This window comes from Exiguobacterium oxidotolerans JCM 12280, assembly GCF_000702625.1.
Taxonomy (GTDB): Bacteria; Bacillota; Bacilli; order Exiguobacteriales; family Exiguobacteriaceae; genus Exiguobacterium_A; species Exiguobacterium_A oxidotolerans.
On the sequence record NZ_JNIS01000001.1, the window covers coordinates 880712 to 898047 of the forward strand.

A 17336-nucleotide genomic window follows, 5' to 3' on the forward strand; every position below is an offset into this window, starting at 1 on the left:
CCAGTCAGTTACGAAGCGGCTTGCCTTTGACAAGCATATGCTGCATCCGTTGTTGTGTTTTCATCTCACCGATCAAGCTCAAGAACGCTTCCCGCTCAAGGTCGAGCATGTATTGCTCATCGACGTGTGTACCGAACGCGACGTTTCCGCCCGCGATGACATGCGCTAACTTGTTCGCGATCTTCAAGTCATGCTCCGAGACATAACCGCCATAGAACATTTCCCGTGTTGCCAGCTCAAGCGTCGCTTTCCCTGTCCGTCCGACGACTGGAATCAAGGATTTAGCAGGTGGTGTATAGCCTGTCCGGTCGAGCTCGAGGACAAGTTGTTTCGCATCATACGTCAAGTGATCGCGATTCATCGAAATCTGGTCGACAGAGCGGACATAACCAAGTTCGCGTGCTTCGAACGCTGATTTCGAGACTTTCGCCATCGCGACGTTTTCAAATGTCTTTTGTGCTGCTTTTTCGAGATTGACTAAACCGTCCGGCGTGTTTTCAAGTAAACGACGGTACGTGTTGACGTTTCCGCCACCACCTGGAATCAAGCCGACACCGACTTCGACGAGCCCCATATAAGTCTCGAGTCCTGCTTGCAAGCGGGCTGCCGGAAGGGAAATCTCCGTTCCACCACCGAGCGTCATCCCTTGTGGTGCTGCGACGACCGGACTTGACGAATAACGAATTTTTTGAATCGATTGCTGGAATTTATTGATGATCCAGTCGAGCTCGAACCAGTTTTCATCTTCTGCTTCCATCAGCATCATTGCGAGGTTCGCACCGACACAGAAGTTTTTACCATCGTTTGCGATGACGAGTCCGCGGTGATTTTTTTCGACGAGGTCGATTGATTGTTCAATCATCTGCATGATGTCGACGCCGATCGCATTACTCTTCGACGTAAACTCAAGCACGGCCACGTCATCTCCGACATCGAGTAAACGGGCTCCGTTGTTTTCAAGCAAGACGCCGTTCGACTTGCGGACGTCACGTAAGCGGATTTCTTTCGGATTCTGTTCGCTGCCGACATACGTTTTGCTCGTCGCATCATAATGCTGACCATTTTCGTTGTAGAAACTTGTGTTGCCTGACGCAAGCATCTCGTCGACCCATGCCGGGACGTCGTAACCATCCTGCTTCATTTTCGCGACGGTCTTTTCGACACCGAGTGCGTCCCATGTCTCGAATGGTCCCATCTTCCAACCGAAGCCCCATTTCATCGCTTCATCGATTGCTTTGATGTCATCCGCGATTTCATGTGTCAGTTGTGCCGAGTAGAGCAATGTCTTCGCATGGATCGGCCAGAGGAGTGCACCGACACGGTCGTTCGCAAAAACAACGGCTTTTAATTTATTTTTGGCGCCAGGAAGAGCTTTCGCCTGACCGATTGACGGTTCAGTAAGCGCTTTCTTTTCGACGTATTCAAATGAGTTCACATCAAGCTCAAGGATTTGTTTCCCGACTTTCTTATAGAAACCTTGTCCTGATTTAGCACCGAGCGATCCTTCTGCGACGAGTCGCTTCATTTCTGCTGGTACTTCAAACGTATCTTTTTCAGGACCTTCCGGTAACAGGTCATAGACGTTGTTCGCTACATGGACGAACGTGTCGATTCCGACGACGTCAAGCGTCCGGAATGTCGCCGAGCTCGGACGACCGAGTAGCGGTCCCGTCACGGAGTCGACTTCTCCGATCGTATAACCGCCTTTTTTCATCTCTTCCATCGTCACGAGCAGACCATATGTCCCGATCCGGTTGCCGATGAAGTTCGGTGTGTCCTTCGCGATGACGACACCTTTTCCAAGACGCTCTTCCGCGAATTGTTTCATAAAGCGGACGACTTCCGGATTCGTGTCCGTCGTCGGAATCAATTCAAGTAGCTTGAGGTAACGTGGTGGATTAAAGAAGTGTGTGCCAAGGAAACGTGCATTAAATGATGCCGAGCGTCCTTCACGCATCGCTTCGATCGAGATCCCTGACGTATTCGAGCTGACGATCGCATCTTCACGGATGAACGGTTCAATCGTCGCAAACAGTTGTTGTTTGACATCCAAACGTTCAACGATGACTTCGACGATCCAGTCCGCTTCCTTCAAGCGTTCGAGGTCGTCTTCAAGATTTCCGACTTCGATTAAGTCAATCAATTTTTTTGAAGCGAGCGGCGCCGGATTTTGTTTCAGCAACTTTTGGCGATTTTCGCGCGCGATCCGGTTTCGGACGGCTGGGTCCGATAACGTAAGTCCTTGTTTTTCTTCTTGTGCCGTAAGTTCTTTTGGTACGATATCAAGCATCAATGTCCGAATTCCCGCATTCGCGAGGTGTGCCGCGATGCCTGCACCCATGACCCCTGAACCGATGATGACGGCGAATTGAATATGTTTCGTCAATTTAAGTGTGGTCGGCTGACCGATCTGACTCGCCATGATATACCCCCTGACTAGTAATTGAATGAACAACCATTCATTATTCTGACAAAAAAAGAAGCCCATCAATCTTTCCCCTGCTCCTTCTACCTCTCCATCATAAATGAATAATGGTTCAGTAGCAATAAAAAAACACGTTTTGGTCAAATTTTCCTGTTAAACTAAAAGAAATAAGGGGGAGATGTCATGAAACAGACGGAACAACTGTGGGATCAGAAGGCAACGGACTGGGCGGAACGCTCGGACATGATGTGGACACAAGGGAGTCGTAAAACGATCATTCCTTTCCTAAAGTCGGTCATCACCGCTGGCAAGATGCTTGATTTAGGATGTGGCGACGGGGCAGCCTGTCGCTTGCTGGAGGATTCTTTTGACATGACGGGACTTGATTTATCAGAAGAAATGATTCGGATTGCCCGTGACAAATCACCGACCCTCGACTTTGTCGTCGGCACCGGTGAAGCGTTACCGTTTGTAGATCATGCGTTTGACGCCGTCCTCGCTGTCAATTCACTTGAGTGGTCGACGCGTCCGCTCACAGTCCTTCAGGAAATCGAGCGGGTTGCACCACTTGTCATCATCAGTTTACTCGGACCGACGGCGGCACCACGGGCTTTAGCCTATCGTCGGCTGCACGGGGAAGATGCACCGATGGGCAATACGATGATGCCGTGGGAACTCGTCCAACTGGCAGAAGAACTCGGCTGGACATTGCTTGACGAAGCCGTCATTCAAAAAGAAGGGGCTGTTTTGACCGGTCATCGGTTACTCGATCAAGCGCATGCGTTTTCGTGTTTGTTTGCCTTTCGGACACGAAATTAAAGAAAATCAGGTTTCTATAACAGACGTATGTCCACTCGCTTTTCTCGGGCGGGACGCAAGCCGCGCCCATCTAGCGATGATCGGGTCTTGCCTGTCCCTGACGGAAGCTACGCTTCCTTTTCCCGTAGAAGTCGAGTGGACACGTCTGTTTGTTGATAAAACGTAATCGTTCATCTGCTGACACGTATCAAGTAGAAAAAATCACTCGATTCATGCAACTCCTACAGGAAAAAGCGCATTTTTTTTGCACTGACAGAGACAAACAAGACCCGACTTGCGAATAGCAAAGTCTGGCTTGTGTCTCGCCTGAGGAAAGTGCATGAATAACGAGTGATTTCTTTTGAGTCTCCCACCCATATTAGCTACGAAAAGTTCGGGAATAAAAAAATCTTTCAAACGATAAAAACAGGGATGAAGCCATGACAGCTCCATCCCTATTTTTCGATTACCCTTTGACCATTCCTTTAAGGACGAACGCGACGTTTGCCGGACGTTCTGCTAAACGACGCATGAAGTAGCCGTACCAGTCACGACCATATGGGACGTAGACACGGACTTTATAACCGAGCTTCACGAGCTCAAGCTGACGTTCGACGCGGATGCCGTAAAGCATCTGGAATTCGAACTTATCATTTCCAATCCCATTTTCTTTCGCATAGCGAATGATTTGTTCAATCATCGCGTCGTCATGCGTTGCGACCGCAGCATAATTTCCGAGTGACAATTGAAGTTTTACGAGTTTGATGTAGTTGTGGTCGACATCTTCTTTTTCCGGGAAGGCGACCGTCGCCGGCTCCTTGTATGCCCCTTTGACGATGCGGAGGTTCGTTTCAAACCGTCCGACCCGTTTGATGTCGTCTTCTGAACGATAGAGGTAAGACTGAATGACGGTACCAATGTTATCAAACGACTGACGCAACTCTTCGAACAACTGAATCGTTTTTTCACAACGTGGTTCATCTTCCATGTCGATGGTCACGAATACGCCGAGCTCTTTCGCCCGTGTCAATATCCGTTCCATGTTCGATCGAATTAATTGATCTGAAATATCAAGGCCAAGTGACGTTAACTTTAGTGAAAGTTGCGAGTCTAATTTCTCTTCCGCAATCATTTCGACGGCACGGATACATTCTTGCGTCATCATCTCCGCTTCGGCTCCAGTCGAGATGAACTCACCGAGGTGATCCATCGTCACACACAATCCTTTTGCATTCAAATCTTGAATCGCCCGTTTCGACGCTTCGAGTGAATCCCCCGCCACGAAGCGACCGGCCCCAAATTTCAGACCATACCGTTTCGCTAATCCGTTCAATGTCTTATTCTGCGATAAGAAGATAAAACCATCCCGTAGTACTCGTTCCATCACTCATTATTCCCCCTAAATAAATGCTAGGCTGTTTTACCGTATCGGTTCACATCACTGCACTCATATTATGACATAAAGCGCTTACATATGCTCTCTCTTTTGTTTTTTTCGTAAGGTTCGTTGTGCAAAAAAGCCAATCGTAAAGAACAACACATATAAAAAAATCGCGAAGAAGAATTGCCAGGAGAACGGGTCGCGCAGGCTCGCCCCGATGTTGTTGTAAACGAACGCCCCAGGAATGATACCGAGATAACTTGCAAGTGCAAACTGCTTAAATTTAATTTTTGATAGACCGGACGCATAACTGATTGCGTCAAACGGAAATAGCGGAATCAGCCGGACAAGCAGGACGACTGTAAAACCGTTCGAAGCAATCCGTTCGTCGAGCACTGTCAGCTTACCGGTCCCGATGATTTTTTCGACACCACGCCGTCCGAGCAGACGGGCAATCCAAAAGCTCAGTAAACTGCCTGTCCCGGCGCCGACGACATCTAAAATCGTTCCAATCCATGGACCGTATGTATAGCCACCGAACATCGTCAGTAAGCTCGCTGGGAAAAAGACAAGTGGACGGATCGTATAGGCGAGGACATAAAGGAGCATGCCGGGAAACCCTTGCGCAAGGATCCAGTTCGACAATACCTCTAAATCAAATTGCTCCATCATCCCCGACAAGCGGAAATAAAGGAGCAATCCAAGTCCGAACAATAAATAAAGTGAAAAGGGAAGCCAATCTCGCAAACGAAGTTTCTTCATGACATTGGTGCCGGTGCCACGTAATAGAAAATCGACAGGAAAATCAAGACACTTCCTGCGAGGACAAACAAATGCCAAATCGCATGATTGTATGGCAAGCGAGCCCAGACATAAAAGATGACGCCGAGTGAGTACGCGAGTCCACCGCCGAGTAATAACAAGAACCCTTGTAAACCAAGTGCTTCATAGATTGGTTTAATGGCGAAGAGACAACACCATCCGAGCACCAAATAAGAAACGTTCGAAATCCAGACGTGTTTCCCCGTCGAATAGAGTTTCCAAATCATCCCGAGTGTCCCGACGCCCCAGACGATGCCGAGCAACGTCCAACCGAGTGGTCCGCGTAACGTAATCAACGCGAACGGTGTGTAACTCCCGGCAATCAAGAGATAGATGCCTGCGTGATCGAGAATTTGCAGGACTTTGTTCGCTTTCGTATGCATCAGCGAGTGCATCAATGTCGAGAACAGATACAGTAAAATCATCGTCGCGCCAAAGATACTGACCGCCGTGACGTTCCATGCACTACCGGATTTCGTCGCCTGTAACACAAGCAACACGAGTGCCACGATACTAAAGATGACACCAAGCCCGTGCGTAACCGCACTGGCAATCTCCTCTTTCAAGGAGTCTCCTTTTGCGAGCAACTCCTCGAGAGTTTCTTTGGATTGTTCCTTAATCGTTTTCGTGATTTCTTTTTTTGTGACCAAACGAACACCTACTTTCTAAACAAGACAGACTATGCCCTTGATTATACGCCCGAACCGTGGGACTGCCTATTAAAACATTCTGACAATTTCATGACGCTCTGGGCACTTTAACCTATTCCCGCTTTTTAATCAAAAAAATCCACTTCCCTTAAAAGGAATGTGGATTTCGTATTTACCAACGTTCGATATCGGGACGGTCTTTGAACGTCGATTTTGTACCGTGCCGTTCGTTCAGCACCGCTTCGACTTCTTTATACGAGACACCGCGGTCAGCAAGCAAAACCGTCAAGTGGTACAACAAATCTGCCGTTTCTTCCGCGAGTGTGTCATCGCCTGCGAGGACGACCTCAAATGCTTCTTCCCCGAACTTCTTCGCGATTTTTTCGCGTCCGGACTGGACGAGGTAGTTCGTGTACGAAGAGTCCTCGTTCGCTGCGATTTTTTCTTTTACTGTCTGCTCTAATTCATGTAGCATGGGGCACCTCCACTTCCGTATAAAAACATGTCCGGTTGCCGGTGTGGCACGTCGGACCATTCGCTTTGACCGTAATCAACAAACTGTCCTGGTCACAATCAATCCACATGCGACGGAGCTCAAGCGTATGTCCGCTCGTCTCCCCCTTCGTCCAGAGCCGATTCTTCGTCCGCGAGAAAAACGTGACGAGTCCGGTCGCAAGCGTTTTGTCGTAAGCGGCCTGATCCATGAACCCGACCATCAGGACATCGTTTGTCGTTTCGTCTAAAATCACCGCCGCAACGAGTCCTTTTGAAAAATTCAGTTCGATCATCGGACGTCGACTCCTCTCGCCTTCAAGTAGTCCTTCGTCTCCGGCATCGAATACGTCGCTTCGTGGAAAATCGAAGCGGCAAGTGCAGCGTCGGCACCTGCTTCGAGACCCTCGGCTAAATGTTCAAGTGTCCCGACACCGCCGGATGCAATGATCGGCACGTTGACGACGTCACGTAACCGTTGAATCAGTTCCAGGTCATACCCGTCCTTCGTCCCGTCGGCGTCCATCGACGTGACGAGTAACTCGCCGGCGCCGAGCGCAACGACTTCCTGCGCCCACTCGATGACGTCGCGCCCGACAGCCTGTGTCCCGCCGTGTGAGAAGACGCCCCACGAATCACCCGTCCGTTTGGCGTCGATCGCGACGACCGTCGCCTGGACTCCAAACAACTGACTGACGTCATGGACAAGTTGCGGATTTTGCAGAGCCGACGAATTGAGGGAGACTTTATCGGCACCGGCACGGATCAGGCGTTTCGCATCCTCGAGCGTCTTGATCCCACCGCCGACCGTAAACGGCATGTAGATGACTTCAGCGACCCGCTCGACGATATCAAGCATCGTTTCCCGTCCTTCTTGCGTCGCCGAGATATCAAGCAAAACGAGTTCATCGGCCCCTTGTTCATAGTAGTACTTCGCGACGGCGACGGGGTCGCCGAGGTCACGTAAGTTTTGGAACTTGACGCCTTTGACGACACGCCCTTCCTTGACGTCGAGGCAGGGAATGATCCGTTTCATCAACATACGGTCAGCACCTCTTTCAACGAGAGCGACCCGTCGAGTAAGGCACGGCCGATGACGGCACCGTCCATCCCGATTTCTTTCAGGCGGGCGACGTCTTCGACCGTCGTCACACCACCGGACGCAATCAGTTCAACGCCGTCCCGCTTCAAGCGGTCGAGTCCGTCGACATCCGGTCCCTGCATCATCCCGTCGCGCGAGATGTCGGTATATAAAAACGTCTTGATGCCTTTTTGAATCAAATGTTCGATTGCCCGTTCGAGCGTCCAATCACTTGCTTCGAGCCAGCCGCGTGTCTGGACGATGCCGTTTTTCGCATCCAGGGCAACCGCTAATTTGTCACCGGCTTTTTCAATCATCTGTTCGAGCAAGGCTTCGTCCTCGAGGGCGACCGTCCCGATCAAGATCCGGTCAATCCCGGCACCGACATAGGCTTCGACCGTCTCGATGTTGCGGACACCGCCGCCTGCTTCAACGAACAACCCGGTCTCTTTTTTGATGTCGGCGATCAAGCTCAAGTGCAGGGGTTCACCGGCTTTCGCGCCATCTAAGTCAATCAGGTGAATCGCTGTCGCGCCGTCGTCCTTAAAGCGTTTCGCGATCGTCAGCGCATCCCCGAAAAACGTTTGTTGCTGAAAATCACCTTGCTTGAGCCGGACGGCTTGTCCGCTCATTAAATCGATTGCTGGGTAGAGTTGCATGTCGTCTCTCTCCATTCTTTAAGTAATTTCAGTCCGACTTCACCACTCTTTTCCGGGTGGAATTGCATCCCCGTCACTAAGTCCTTTTGGACGATTGCCGGGACGAGTCGACCGTATTCGACGGAATCGATAATCCAGTCCGGTTCGCAGACGGCACCGTACGAGTGGACGAAATAGACGGCTTCGCCGTGATTCGTCAGTTCGTGCCAGCCCATATGGGGTAAACGGACCGTTTCCGGTAACTTCTCGATCGTTCCCGGTAAAATACCCAGACCTTGCGTCTGACCGTTTTCGTCACTCGATTCAAACAATAACTGCATCCCGAGACAAATCCCGAGGAACGGTTTTTTCGTCGCTTGGTCCTGCAAGAAGTCAATCAAGCCGGTCTCTTTTAACCGGGCCATCGCCGGGGCATAGGCGCCGACGCCGGGCAGGACGAGTGCTTCCGCCTGTCCGAGCAGTTCGATGTCACTCGTGACGATGACGGCTTCCCCGAGTTCTTTTAACGCCCGTTCGATGTTCGCGATATTCCCGACGCCATAATCTACGATTGCGATCATTGATCAATCAGTCCTTTCGTCGACGGCACGCCTTCACTCGTCACGGCAATCGCTTGGCGAACGGCCCGTCCGAGTGCTTTGAACAAACCTTCAATCATGTGGTGCGTGTTTGAACCATACAAAACCTCGGCATGAATCGTCATCCGCGCACTCCGCGACAGACCTTGGAAAAATTCTTCCGCGAGCTCCGTATCGAAATCCCCGAGCTTCGGATTTTTGAATTCAGCACGGAAGACCGTATAAGGACGTCCACTGAAGTCGAGGACGACGGAGGCGAAGGTCTCGTCCATCGGCACACGCGATTCACCGTAGCGTTCAATCCCGGCCTTGTCGCCGAGTGCTTCCGTCAAGGCAGCCCCGAGGACGATCGCCGTATCTTCGACCGTATGGTGGGCATCGATCCAAAGATCTCCCTTCGCTTCGATGACAAGTCCGATCCGCGCTTGAAAGGCGAATAACGTCAACATGTGATCAAAGAAGCCGACCCCAGTTTTGATTTCGACCGGGCCTCCCGCGAGATCGACCGCGACCTTGATTTCTGATTCTGAACTTACTCGTTCGCTTGTCCCACGACGCATTGCATTTCCTCCTCTACACATCTTTCTAGTACGTTCATTGATTCAACCGAACCACAGCTGATCCGGAACGCTCCGTCAAACAAGCGGATCCGCAGTCCGGCGCTCGCACACCGTTCGGTGAAACGTTCCGCTTCATCATATTCGACATAAACGAAATTCGCGGCACTCGGATAGGTTGTTCCGAGCGGCTCGACGAGACGGGTAATCGTGTCCCGGCTCGTATACGTTTCCGCTAAGACAAGATCAAGCTCCGGTTCGGCCATAATGGCGATCCCGACGGCTGCCGAAAGGCCGGATACATTATACGGCGACTTGATTTGTTCGACTTCCGCGACAATCGCTTCACTGGCAATCAGGAAGCCAAGGCGCAGGGACGCAAGACCAAATGCTTTTGATAACGTCCGAAGAATGATGGCGTTCGGATACTCCTCGAGTAAGCCGACCATCGACTGCTCGAGGTCGAAATCGATGTAGGCTTCATCGATAACAACGTATTTGCCGCTGTCGAGTAACCGGCGCACGTCGGCTTCTTTTCGTAAGATCCCCGACGGATTGTGCGGGTGACTGATGAAGATGATATTCCCCGGTGCAGCAAGCAAGCCGTCGACGTCAAGTGCCATCCCGTCAAGAAGCGGGACTTTACTGAAGTCGGCCCGTGCCCGGTCGGCATAAAACTGATACATGACGAAGTCCGGTTGCGAGGCAATGACCGGTGACTCTGGACCAGCATAGCGGGCGCAGAGATAGCCGATCAGTTCATCGGAGCCGTTCCCGGCCACGAGTTGCGTCGGACGGACACCGGCATAGGTGCTGTAAGACGTTTTGACTTGGTCGATGATTTCGACCGGATATTCATTTAACGGAAACGTCTCGACGAGTTGCTTAATCGTCTCGATTCCAATCGTACTATGGGCAGTAAAGCGTTCATTTTGGTGGAGTCGCATCAGTTTTCCCTCACTTCTATCGCTTGTGCGTGTGCTTCGAGTCCTTCAACCCGGGCAACGGTTTTTGCGGCATTGGCAAGACGTTGGACGCCTTCGCGTGTTGCTTCAAGCATCGTCTGGTGACGCAGGAATGTCCGGGCCGATAAGCCGGACGCGAAGCGTGCCGTCCCTGATGTCGGTAAGACGTGGTTCGTTCCGGCGACATAGTCCCCGAGCGTTTCCGGCGTTTCGTGACCGAGGAAAATCATCCCGGCGTGACGGATCAATTTGACGACGTCTTGCGGATTGGCGACGGCGAGTTCCAAGTGTTCCGCTGCCAAGCGGTTTGCTTCCTCAATCGCTTGCTCGAGTGAGGCAACGAAGACCCCGCCGTTTTCCATTGCCCGGCGTGCAATTTCCTGACGCGGCAGTTGTTGCAGGCGTGTTTCGATGTTGGCATCGACGTCTGCTTTCATCGCTTCCGTCGGGACGAAGGCGATCGCGACGGCGTCCCGGTCGTGTTCTGCCTGGGCAAGTAAATCAGCGGCAATCCGGTCCGGGTGCGCTGTCTCATCCGCGATGACGACGACTTCCGACGGTCCGGCAACGGAATCAATCCCGACGATGCCGTAGACTTGGCGTTTTGCTTCCGCGACAAACCGGTTTCCCGGTCCGACGATCAAATCGACGGCACCAATCGTTTCTGTACCGAACGTCAAGGCAGCGACGGCTTGCGCGCCACCAATCGTATAGATTTCCGTCACACCGGCAATTTGAGCCGCGACCAGGACTTCATCCGTCAGTCCTGTCACGGGTGTCACCATGACGATCCGTTCGACACCGGCAACTTTTGCCGGAATTGCATTCATCAGGACGGTCGACGGATAACTTGCCGCACCACCCGGAACGTAAATCCCGACCGAATCGACAGGCAGGAACCGTTGCCGCCGTGTAATATCCGTTTCGACGAGTTCGATATCAGACGGTAATTCCGCTTCGTGCCACTCGACGAGGCGTGTCGCCATCAATTTAAGCGAGTCGACCAGATTCGCATCTGCCCGCTCGAATGCTTGTTGAATCCGTATTTCGTCTAATCGTAAATCCGTCAGTTCGATGTTGTCGAACTGTGCCGTATAGCGACGGACTGCTGCGTCACCGTCGTTTGCGACCGTTTCAAGGATCGACCGGACGGTTTGCTCCGTCTCACGGTCGACGCTGAAGTTTTTTGTCGTTGCCATTACCGTGTCACTCCTTCTGTCAGCTGTTCCAGTAGTTGAATCACTTCGACCCGTTTGCGTTTCAGTGTCCATTCGCTCGTAAAGAACCGGGCACTGATGTCGATGATTTTTTCGTATTCGTTCAGTCCGTTCGCCCGTAATGTCTCGCCCGTCTCGACGATATCGACGATCGCATCGGCGAGACCGAGGAGCGGTGCCAGTTCGACTGATCCGTTCAGCGGCACGATATCGACGTCGACGCCGAGTTCACTGAAGTAGCGTTTTGCGATGACCGGATACTTCGTTGCAATCCGGACCCGGCGTCCGCCTTCGAACTGGAGCGGCTCTTTCGCACAGACTGACATCCGGCAGACGCCGAACGGTAACTCCGTCAGTTCCGATAACTCTTGATCCGACTCGAGTAAGATGTCACTGCCGGTGATCGCGACGTCAAGGACGCCCTGGGCAACATACGGGATTAAGTCCGATCCTTTCATGAAGACGAATTCATGCTCGCCCCGTTTGACGATCAATTCACGTTCGATTGCGCCCCATGTCTCGACGCCTGCTTCTTTTAAGTAACGCTCGGTCGCTTTCGACAGGCGTCCTTTCGTGATTCCGATTCGCATTTACAGCACCTCCGCAAGCCGTTCGACCGAAAATCCGATGCCGAACGCTTGTTGTTGTTGACCAAATTGTTCATACAGCCGATCGTAACGACCGCCGACCAAGACAGGCTCCGTCACACCATCGATGAAACCGTGGATCGTCACGCCGTCATAATAGGTCTGTAAGCCCATCTGTCCGAAGTCGAGATCGGCATTGACGGCGTCCGCTAAATCAAGGACCGCGTTCAAGCGTGTTTCATCGACGAACGGTAAGATTTGTTCTGCGCCTTCACGTCCGAATAATAGTGGCAGTTTTGCCAGCAATTCATCATCGAGTTCGCGGGCGATTTGTTTCAGTTCAATCACGTTCCGTAAGCGCAACATTTGCGTCACCTGGTCGCGCAAGTGGTGATCACCGACTCGAGTCTCAATCAAATGTTCAATCAGTCCGGCGTCGCCAATCGATAACGTGACTGCTTTGCCCGTCAATTCTTCAATCAGGCGGACGGCCAGCTGAATCGCTTCAATCGCTGCGATCTCGCCCCGTTCCTCAAACCCGACTTGGAACTTCTCTTCCGGCTGAAAGACCGAACCACTGTAAAAGACACGCTTATATTGTTCACGGCCACGCTCACTGAGGGCGCGGGCGACACTTGTCGTAAAGTCCATCCGAATTTGTTCCCGTCCACCAATTTCTTCAATTAAAGGTGTGATTAATCGGGTATAGTTAGATTGTTCCAGTCCATCCTCAAGCTGACGGATGACGCGTTGCAGACGTTCTGCTGACGGTCCGACATAGTCTGTCGCCCCGTCCTTGAGTCGAATCGTAGAAAATGATTGCATGTCGCCACTCCTTTATCTTATTATCACTGTACCACGCTAAATTATTTAACGATAAGATACCTTTTTTACGGTCCGCTTGTCAATCGTTTTGCCTGTTTTACTACTTAAAAAAACATATTGGAGGTTTTGTCATGCATTTAATGAAATGGGACGGTCACGTCCACAGCCCGTATTGTCCACACGGAACAAAGGATCCGCTTGAAGCTTATATCGAACGTGCCTTACAACAAGGGCTCGAACGAATCAGTTTCACCGAGCACGCCCCGCTTCCGGAAGGTCTTATCGATCCGGCACCCGACAACGATTCCGGAATGACGTTTGCGACGGCCGAACGCTACATCGAGGAGCTGAAGACGTTACGGGAGAAGTATAAAAACGACATTGAGATTCGGATTGGGATGGAGTTTGACTACTGGGAGAACGATGTCGAAGGGACACGTGATATCATCGCCCGCTATGGTCCCGAGCTGACGGATGGCATTCTGTCGCTGCATTACCTTTGGATCGGGGACCGGTATTACATGGTCGACTTCAGTAAAGAAAGTTTTGGTGAGATCGTCACGAAACTCGGCAGCGTCACAGCCGCCCACGAGCGCTACTACGAAGGCATCCAGGCACTCGTCATGACGGACTTAGGGAAACACCAGCCGAAGCGTCTCGGTCACTTGACGTTGCCGACGAAGTTCATCCAAGCCTATCCGCTTGAGTCAAACCCGGCGAACCTCGACGATACGTTACGGAAAATCCGTCAGGCGGACTTCACGCTCGACGTCAACACAGCAGGCCTCCGTAAACCGTTATGTGGTCTTTCCTATCCTTACCCGGAACTCCTCCAAGTCACGCAGTCTTTATCGATTCCGCTCGTTTACGGATCGGATGCGCATCTCGCGAAAGATGTCGGGGCTGATTTTGATTTTAAATGGTAAACAAAAAACCCGGATGCCGCCTGGCGTCCGGTTTTTTCATTACTTCGAGTACGGGAAACTGTCTGAGCTGACAGGCGCAATCGTCACCGCTAACTGTTGCAGTTGCGAAAGCGACAGATTGCCCGATAAGAGGACGAGTTGATTGTCGTCCGCATAATACAGGTTCGCCTCTTGGTTGTTCTCCTGCATATAAGCCGTTCGGCCGTCTGCAAGTGTACTTGTTTTCCAGTCAGACGCAGTAACGTCCTGCTTCGGGAGGACGGTGATCACTACAGCATCCGTTTTCGTATGAAATAGCCGCATCATCCTGGAATCTTGATTAGAAATTGTACTACTCTCAATTGCTTGAAATGTCGAGAACGGCAGCTTCAGACCGTTCGCCGCACTGGTAGCTTTTATCGGCTTGATGTCTTCAAACAGGATGTCTTTTAAAATCCAAGTCTCTGCTTGTCGTTGATACGTCAAGATGGCAAGGCGATTTGCCCCTTTCGGATAATGGAGTGTCGCCGTGGCATAGTCCCCGACGACGGCACTGCTCCATAAGTCGGTCGCTGTCGGATGCGCCGACGTCCCGTCCTTGAATTGAAATTTCAGGTGGCGACGGACTCCCTCTTCAAAAGAAGCCGCATCTTGCGGAAATGCATCCACTTTGATCCTCTTCACGATGGCGTCTGATGTCGTTCCACCATCCGCCGTAGTATCATCGATCCATTTCATTTCTTGATGACTCAAGGAGCGAAGTTGTTCCGGTTCTGCACAACCGGTCAAGATAGTCGCAAGAAGCAGTGTGCTGATCAAATCGAATCGTTTAAATCGCATGTGTCTCTCCTTCGTAAGATTCGTCATGCATTTAGTATCGCACAGTTCACAACAACGTTTGGCATTTAATTTACAAAAATAAGGGAATCCAAGTTTCCTTACACTAAAAAATTGCTCAGAAATTCTGAGCGTTTGATGTATGTAATGAATGGATCAGCCCTACAAAAAAAGATTAGCCGTTTCTTCACTTTAAGAAGAGGACTAATCTTTTTCACATATCTATTTCACTCTAAATTAGCATGTTTGCCGTACATCGTTTTTGAATCAAGTTGTTTTGCCGCCATAATGTGAAGAATCAAGGCATCATAGAACAGCAACATCGTTTGTTCAAACAATGATCCCATCGGCTGAACCGTTTCGTCGGCCGTGGCTGTCCGCTCTTTCGGAACGCCGGGCAGCTTGACTGTAAGATCCGCTAACTTCGCCAGTGTCGACGTCGGCGCAATCGTGACGACCGCGACGGTTCCACCGATTTGTTTCGCTTTCTCGACAATCGGGACGAGTGTTTTCGTCTCACCGGATCCTGATCCGATGATCAACAAGTCTCCTTCACGCAAGTTCGCGGTGACCGTCTCACCGACGACATATGCATCGAAGTTCATGTGCATCAGGCGCATGACAAACGCTTTGCCCATCAAGCCGGAGCGACCGGCTCCAGCGAGAAAGATCCGGTCTGCCTTCAGAACGGCTTCCGCGAGTTGCGTCGTCTCGGCTTGATCAATCGCTTCGACCGTCGACGTCAGCTCTTGTACAATCGTTTGAATATGTGTCATTTACGCCTCTTGCAGCATCCGACGCATCGTTGACGCTGTTCCTTGTTTGTCGTCTTGTCCGGTAATTCCGCCACCGACGATGATGAGGTCTGGACGCGCTGCGATGACTTCCGGTAATGTTTCCATCTTGATGCCACCAGCAACTGCTGTTTTTGCGTTTTTAACAACCGATTTGATTGTCGCGAGATCTTCGAACGAGTTTTGACCGACGGCTTGAAGATCGTAACCTGTGTGGACACAGATGTAGTCAACACCGAGTTCATCAAGCTCTTTCGCACGTGTCGCGATATCTTTGACAGCAATCATATCAACCAAAATCTTCTTGCCTGATTTTTTCGCTTCTTCAACCGCACCTTGGATCGACATATCTTCCGCAGCTCCAAGAATCGTCACGATGTCGGCACCGTGTGCGACAGCTTGGCTGACTTCATAGCCGGCAGCATCCATGATTTTTAAGTCGGCGAGAACCGTTAAGTTCGGGAACGTTGCTTTCATTTCTTTAACGGCACGAAGCCCTTCGTTGATGACGACCGGTGTCCCGATCTCAACGATATCCAAGTTTTCTTCGCCAATTTCTTTGACTAAAGCGATGGCACCTGCTGTATCGACTAAATCGATCGCGAGTTGTAATTTCATAATTGATCTCTCCCATTCTTCTCTCTATTTATGGATCCTGGCACTTCCTTCTGACGTTCGTGAAGGAACAGGACTAAATATAATCCTCATAGACGAACTTGGGAAGTACGCACTTTTAATTTACATAGTGCGGTTTTTCATACATAGTGCGGAAAAGTATACTGTCGCTGACAAGAGCGCTATACTGAAAAAGGAGGTGGAACGATGCCACATTTTGAAGACCGGCAGTTTAATTGTGAAAAGGAATTGACCCTATCAATCATCGGGGGGAAATGGAAGATGCTGATCCTTTGGCACCTTGGTAAAGAAGGCACCAAACGCTTCGGAGAGCTGAAAAACCTGATGCCTGGCATTACGCAACGAATGCTCGTCAATCAGTTACGGGAGCTGGAAGATCACCATGTCATTCACCGGGAAGTGTATCCGGTCGTTCCGCCGAAGGTCGAATATTCGTTGACGCCACATGGTCACAGCCTGATGCCGATTTTAGACGCGATGTACGACTGGGGCAAGGATTACGCCAAAAATGTCCTTGAAGTCGACTTTGAACAACAAAAATTGTCCCAATAAAAAAGATGCTCGTCTGTCCCGTCTCAATCTGAGAGGAGACAACCGAGCATCTTTTTTTAGGTTTCTTCCGCTGTAAAAATCTTCGACATCGCCAGTTCGTCGACGTACTCGCCGTCAATAAACAGCGAGGCAATTCGTGTGCCTTCGATGTTGAAGCCAAACTTATGATAGAGCTCAATCGCCCGCAGGTTATCTTTCCGAACCGTCAATTCCAGCCGGACAAGTCCCGCTTCAACGGCAAACGTATCGACTGCTTCGAGTAAATCGGCACCAAGCCCGCGACCCGTATAGGCATCGAGCAAACCGATGACAAGGTTCGCCCGGTGACGGATCCGGCTTGGTTTTCCACCGACGACCAACACATAGCCGACGAGTTGCTCATCGACATCGACGACGAAGATATCCGAGTTTGCTGCCTGACCAAATCGTTCGATGAACGCTTCCGCCTGCTCCGTCGACATGCTGCGTTCTTCCGGTTCATACAACATATATTTCGTTTCCCGATCAATTCGTCGCATCAAGTCCGATAAGGCCTTTCCGTCCATCAAGGTGGCACGTCGTATCATAGGTGTCAG

The 17336-nt window shown here is 50.9% G+C and carries 19 protein-coding genes and 1 pseudogene; 3 read left to right on the forward strand and 17 right to left on the reverse strand.

What is annotated here, in order from left to right; all coding sequences use genetic code 11:
- Positions 1 to 4: 4 nt before the first annotated feature.
- On the reverse strand, positions 5 to 2422 hold the full coding sequence (locus tag P403_RS0104520) for a 3-hydroxyacyl-CoA dehydrogenase/enoyl-CoA hydratase family protein (RefSeq protein ID WP_034800897.1): 2418 nt from the start codon (positions 2420 to 2422) through the stop codon (positions 5 to 7).
- Positions 2423 to 2608: 186 nt separating this feature from the next.
- Here P403_RS0104520 and P403_RS0104525 point away from each other — a divergent pair, with 186 nt between their 5' ends.
- The gene (locus tag P403_RS0104525; RefSeq protein ID WP_029331300.1) at positions 2609 to 3244 is read left to right on the forward strand and encodes a class I SAM-dependent methyltransferase; all 636 of its coding nucleotides are present in this window, start codon (positions 2609 to 2611) and stop codon (positions 3242 to 3244) included.
- 445 nt (positions 3245 to 3689) lie between these two features.
- Here P403_RS0104525 and P403_RS0104530 read toward each other — a convergent pair whose 3' ends face one another.
- From P403_RS0104530 to P403_RS0104585, 12 genes and pseudogenes are all read right to left on the reverse strand, one after another.
- Positions 3690 to 4607 carry a proline dehydrogenase family protein gene (locus P403_RS0104530; protein WP_029331301.1) on the reverse strand — a complete coding sequence of 306 codons (918 nt, stop codon included), beginning with the start codon at positions 4605 to 4607 and terminating at the stop codon, positions 3690 to 3692.
- Between the two features lie 84 nt (positions 4608 to 4691).
- The gene (locus P403_RS0104535; protein WP_235195172.1) at positions 4692 to 5351 is read right to left on the reverse strand and encodes a TVP38/TMEM64 family protein; all 660 of its coding nucleotides are present in this window, start codon (positions 5349 to 5351) and stop codon (positions 4692 to 4694) included.
- A gap of 11 nt (positions 5352 to 5362) precedes the next feature.
- Positions 5363 to 6046 carry a PAQR family membrane homeostasis protein TrhA gene (gene trhA, locus P403_RS0104540; RefSeq protein WP_051667475.1) on the reverse strand — a complete coding sequence of 228 codons (684 nt, stop codon included), beginning with the start codon at positions 6044 to 6046 and terminating at the stop codon, positions 5363 to 5365.
- Positions 6047 to 6248: 202 nt separating this feature from the next.
- A pseudogene (gene hisIE / locus P403_RS17005) lies at positions 6249 to 6864 on the reverse strand (bifunctional phosphoribosyl-AMP cyclohydrolase/phosphoribosyl-ATP diphosphatase HisIE).
- Entirely contained in the window at positions 6861 to 7610 is a 750-nt protein-coding gene (gene hisF, locus P403_RS0104550; RefSeq protein ID WP_029331307.1) for an imidazole glycerol phosphate synthase subunit HisF, read from the reverse strand. Before hisF ends, hisIE begins: the two are co-directional and overlap by 4 nt.
- Positions 7604 to 8308, reverse strand: a complete 705-nt coding sequence (gene hisA / locus P403_RS0104555) for a 1-(5-phosphoribosyl)-5-[(5-phosphoribosylamino)methylideneamino]imidazole-4-carboxamide isomerase (RefSeq protein WP_029331308.1) — start codon at positions 8306 to 8308, stop codon at positions 7604 to 7606. The genes hisF and hisA overlap by 7 nt, the downstream gene beginning before the upstream one ends.
- Positions 8281 to 8868, reverse strand: coding sequence for an imidazole glycerol phosphate synthase subunit HisH (gene hisH, locus P403_RS0104560; RefSeq protein ID WP_029331309.1), 588 nt, complete (start codon positions 8866 to 8868; stop codon positions 8281 to 8283). The genes hisA and hisH overlap by 28 nt, the downstream gene beginning before the upstream one ends.
- Positions 8865 to 9446, reverse strand: a complete 582-nt coding sequence (hisB, locus tag P403_RS0104565; protein ID WP_029331310.1) for an imidazoleglycerol-phosphate dehydratase HisB — start codon at positions 9444 to 9446, stop codon at positions 8865 to 8867. The genes hisH and hisB overlap by 4 nt, the downstream gene beginning before the upstream one ends.
- A complete protein-coding gene (locus P403_RS0104570; RefSeq protein ID WP_029331311.1) occupies positions 9419 to 10390 on the reverse strand; it encodes a pyridoxal phosphate-dependent aminotransferase in 972 nt (323 codons plus the stop codon). The genes hisB and P403_RS0104570 overlap by 28 nt, the downstream gene beginning before the upstream one ends.
- Entirely contained in the window at positions 10390 to 11607 is a 1218-nt protein-coding gene (hisD, locus tag P403_RS0104575; protein WP_029331312.1) for a histidinol dehydrogenase, read from the reverse strand. The genes P403_RS0104570 and hisD overlap by 1 nt, the downstream gene beginning before the upstream one ends.
- A complete protein-coding gene (gene hisG / locus P403_RS0104580) occupies positions 11607 to 12215 on the reverse strand; it encodes an ATP phosphoribosyltransferase (protein WP_029331313.1) in 609 nt (202 codons plus the stop codon). The genes hisD and hisG overlap by 1 nt, the downstream gene beginning before the upstream one ends.
- A complete protein-coding gene (locus P403_RS0104585) occupies positions 12216 to 13037 on the reverse strand; it encodes an ATP phosphoribosyltransferase regulatory subunit (RefSeq protein ID WP_029331314.1) in 822 nt (273 codons plus the stop codon). It abuts the gene before it with no gap.
- A 131-nt stretch (positions 13038 to 13168) separates the two neighbouring features.
- Between P403_RS0104585 and hisJ the strand changes: the two genes are divergently transcribed.
- Positions 13169 to 13963 carry a histidinol-phosphatase HisJ gene (gene hisJ / locus P403_RS0104590; protein ID WP_029331315.1) on the forward strand — a complete coding sequence of 265 codons (795 nt, stop codon included), beginning with the start codon at positions 13169 to 13171 and terminating at the stop codon, positions 13961 to 13963.
- A gap of 39 nt (positions 13964 to 14002) precedes the next feature.
- Here the strand turns inward: hisJ and P403_RS0104595 are convergent, their stop codons facing one another.
- The 3 genes from P403_RS0104595 to hxlA all read right to left on the reverse strand — a co-directional run bounded on the left by P403_RS0104595 (position 14003) and on the right by hxlA (position 16191).
- Positions 14003 to 14782, reverse strand: coding sequence for a hypothetical protein (locus P403_RS0104595; RefSeq protein ID WP_029331316.1), 780 nt, complete (start codon positions 14780 to 14782; stop codon positions 14003 to 14005).
- Positions 14783 to 15006: 224 nt separating this feature from the next.
- On the reverse strand, positions 15007 to 15555 hold the full coding sequence (gene hxlB / locus P403_RS0104600; protein WP_029331317.1) for a 6-phospho-3-hexuloisomerase: 549 nt from the start codon (positions 15553 to 15555) through the stop codon (positions 15007 to 15009).
- Positions 15556 to 16191, reverse strand: coding sequence for a 3-hexulose-6-phosphate synthase (hxlA, locus tag P403_RS0104605; protein ID WP_029331318.1), 636 nt, complete (start codon positions 16189 to 16191; stop codon positions 15556 to 15558). It lies immediately after the preceding gene.
- Positions 16192 to 16395: 204 nt separating this feature from the next.
- On the opposite strand from hxlA, the gene hxlR reads away from it, so the two are divergent.
- Positions 16396 to 16761, forward strand: a complete 366-nt coding sequence (gene hxlR / locus P403_RS0104610; RefSeq protein WP_029331319.1) for a transcriptional activator HxlR — start codon at positions 16396 to 16398, stop codon at positions 16759 to 16761.
- A gap of 56 nt (positions 16762 to 16817) precedes the next feature.
- On the opposite strand, the gene P403_RS0104615 is transcribed toward hxlR, so the two are convergent.
- Positions 16818 to 17327 (reverse strand): GNAT family N-acetyltransferase, encoded by a 510-nt coding sequence (locus tag P403_RS0104615; protein ID WP_029331326.1) that lies wholly within the window; start codon positions 17325 to 17327, stop codon positions 16818 to 16820.
- Positions 17328 to 17336: the final 9 nt, after the last annotated feature.

Excerpts from the sequence above, each read along its gene's own strand:
- hisA (WP_029331308.1), bottom strand. The coding sequence starts at position 8,308 with ATGCAACTCTACCCAGCAATCGATTTAATGAGCGGACAAGCCGTCCGG.
- hxlA (WP_029331318.1), bottom strand. The coding sequence starts at position 16,191 with ATGAAATTACAACTCGCGATCGATTTAGTCGATACAGCAGGTGCCATC.
- P403_RS0104530 (WP_029331301.1), bottom strand. The coding sequence starts at position 4,607 with ATGGAACGAGTACTACGGGATGGTTTTATCTTCTTATCGCAGAATAAG.
- hisH (WP_029331309.1), bottom strand. The coding sequence starts at position 8,868 with ATGATCGCAATCGTAGATTATGGCGTCGGGAATATCGCGAACATCGAA.
- P403_RS0104595 (WP_029331316.1), bottom strand. The coding sequence starts at position 14,782 with ATGCGATTTAAACGATTCGATTTGATCAGCACACTGCTTCTTGCGACT.
- hisF (WP_029331307.1), bottom strand. The coding sequence starts at position 7,610 with ATGTTGATGAAACGGATCATTCCCTGCCTCGACGTCAAGGAAGGGCGT.
- hisD (WP_029331312.1), bottom strand. The coding sequence starts at position 11,607 with ATGGCAACGACAAAAAACTTCAGCGTCGACCGTGAGACGGAGCAAACC.
- hxlB (WP_029331317.1), bottom strand. The coding sequence starts at position 15,555 with ATGACACATATTCAAACGATTGTACAAGAGCTGACGTCGACGGTCGAA.
- hisJ (WP_029331315.1), top strand. The coding sequence starts at position 13,169 with ATGCATTTAATGAAATGGGACGGTCACGTCCACAGCCCGTATTGTCCA.
- P403_RS0104570 (WP_029331311.1), bottom strand. The coding sequence starts at position 10,390 with ATGCGACTCCACCAAAATGAACGCTTTACTGCCCATAGTACGATTGGA.
- hisB (WP_029331310.1), bottom strand. The coding sequence starts at position 9,446 with ATGCGTCGTGGGACAAGCGAACGAGTAAGTTCAGAATCAGAAATCAAG.
- P403_RS0104615 (WP_029331326.1), bottom strand. The coding sequence starts at position 17,327 with ATGATACGACGTGCCACCTTGATGGACGGAAAGGCCTTATCGGACTTG.
- hisG (WP_029331313.1), bottom strand. The coding sequence starts at position 12,215 with ATGCGAATCGGAATCACGAAAGGACGCCTGTCGAAAGCGACCGAGCGT.
- P403_RS0104520 (WP_034800897.1), bottom strand. The coding sequence starts at position 2,422 with ATGGCGAGTCAGATCGGTCAGCCGACCACACTTAAATTGACGAAACAT.
- hxlR (WP_029331319.1), top strand. The coding sequence starts at position 16,396 with ATGCCACATTTTGAAGACCGGCAGTTTAATTGTGAAAAGGAATTGACC.
- P403_RS0104585 (WP_029331314.1), bottom strand. The coding sequence starts at position 13,037 with ATGCAATCATTTTCTACGATTCGACTCAAGGACGGGGCGACAGACTAT.
- P403_RS0104525 (WP_029331300.1), top strand. The coding sequence starts at position 2,609 with ATGAAACAGACGGAACAACTGTGGGATCAGAAGGCAACGGACTGGGCG.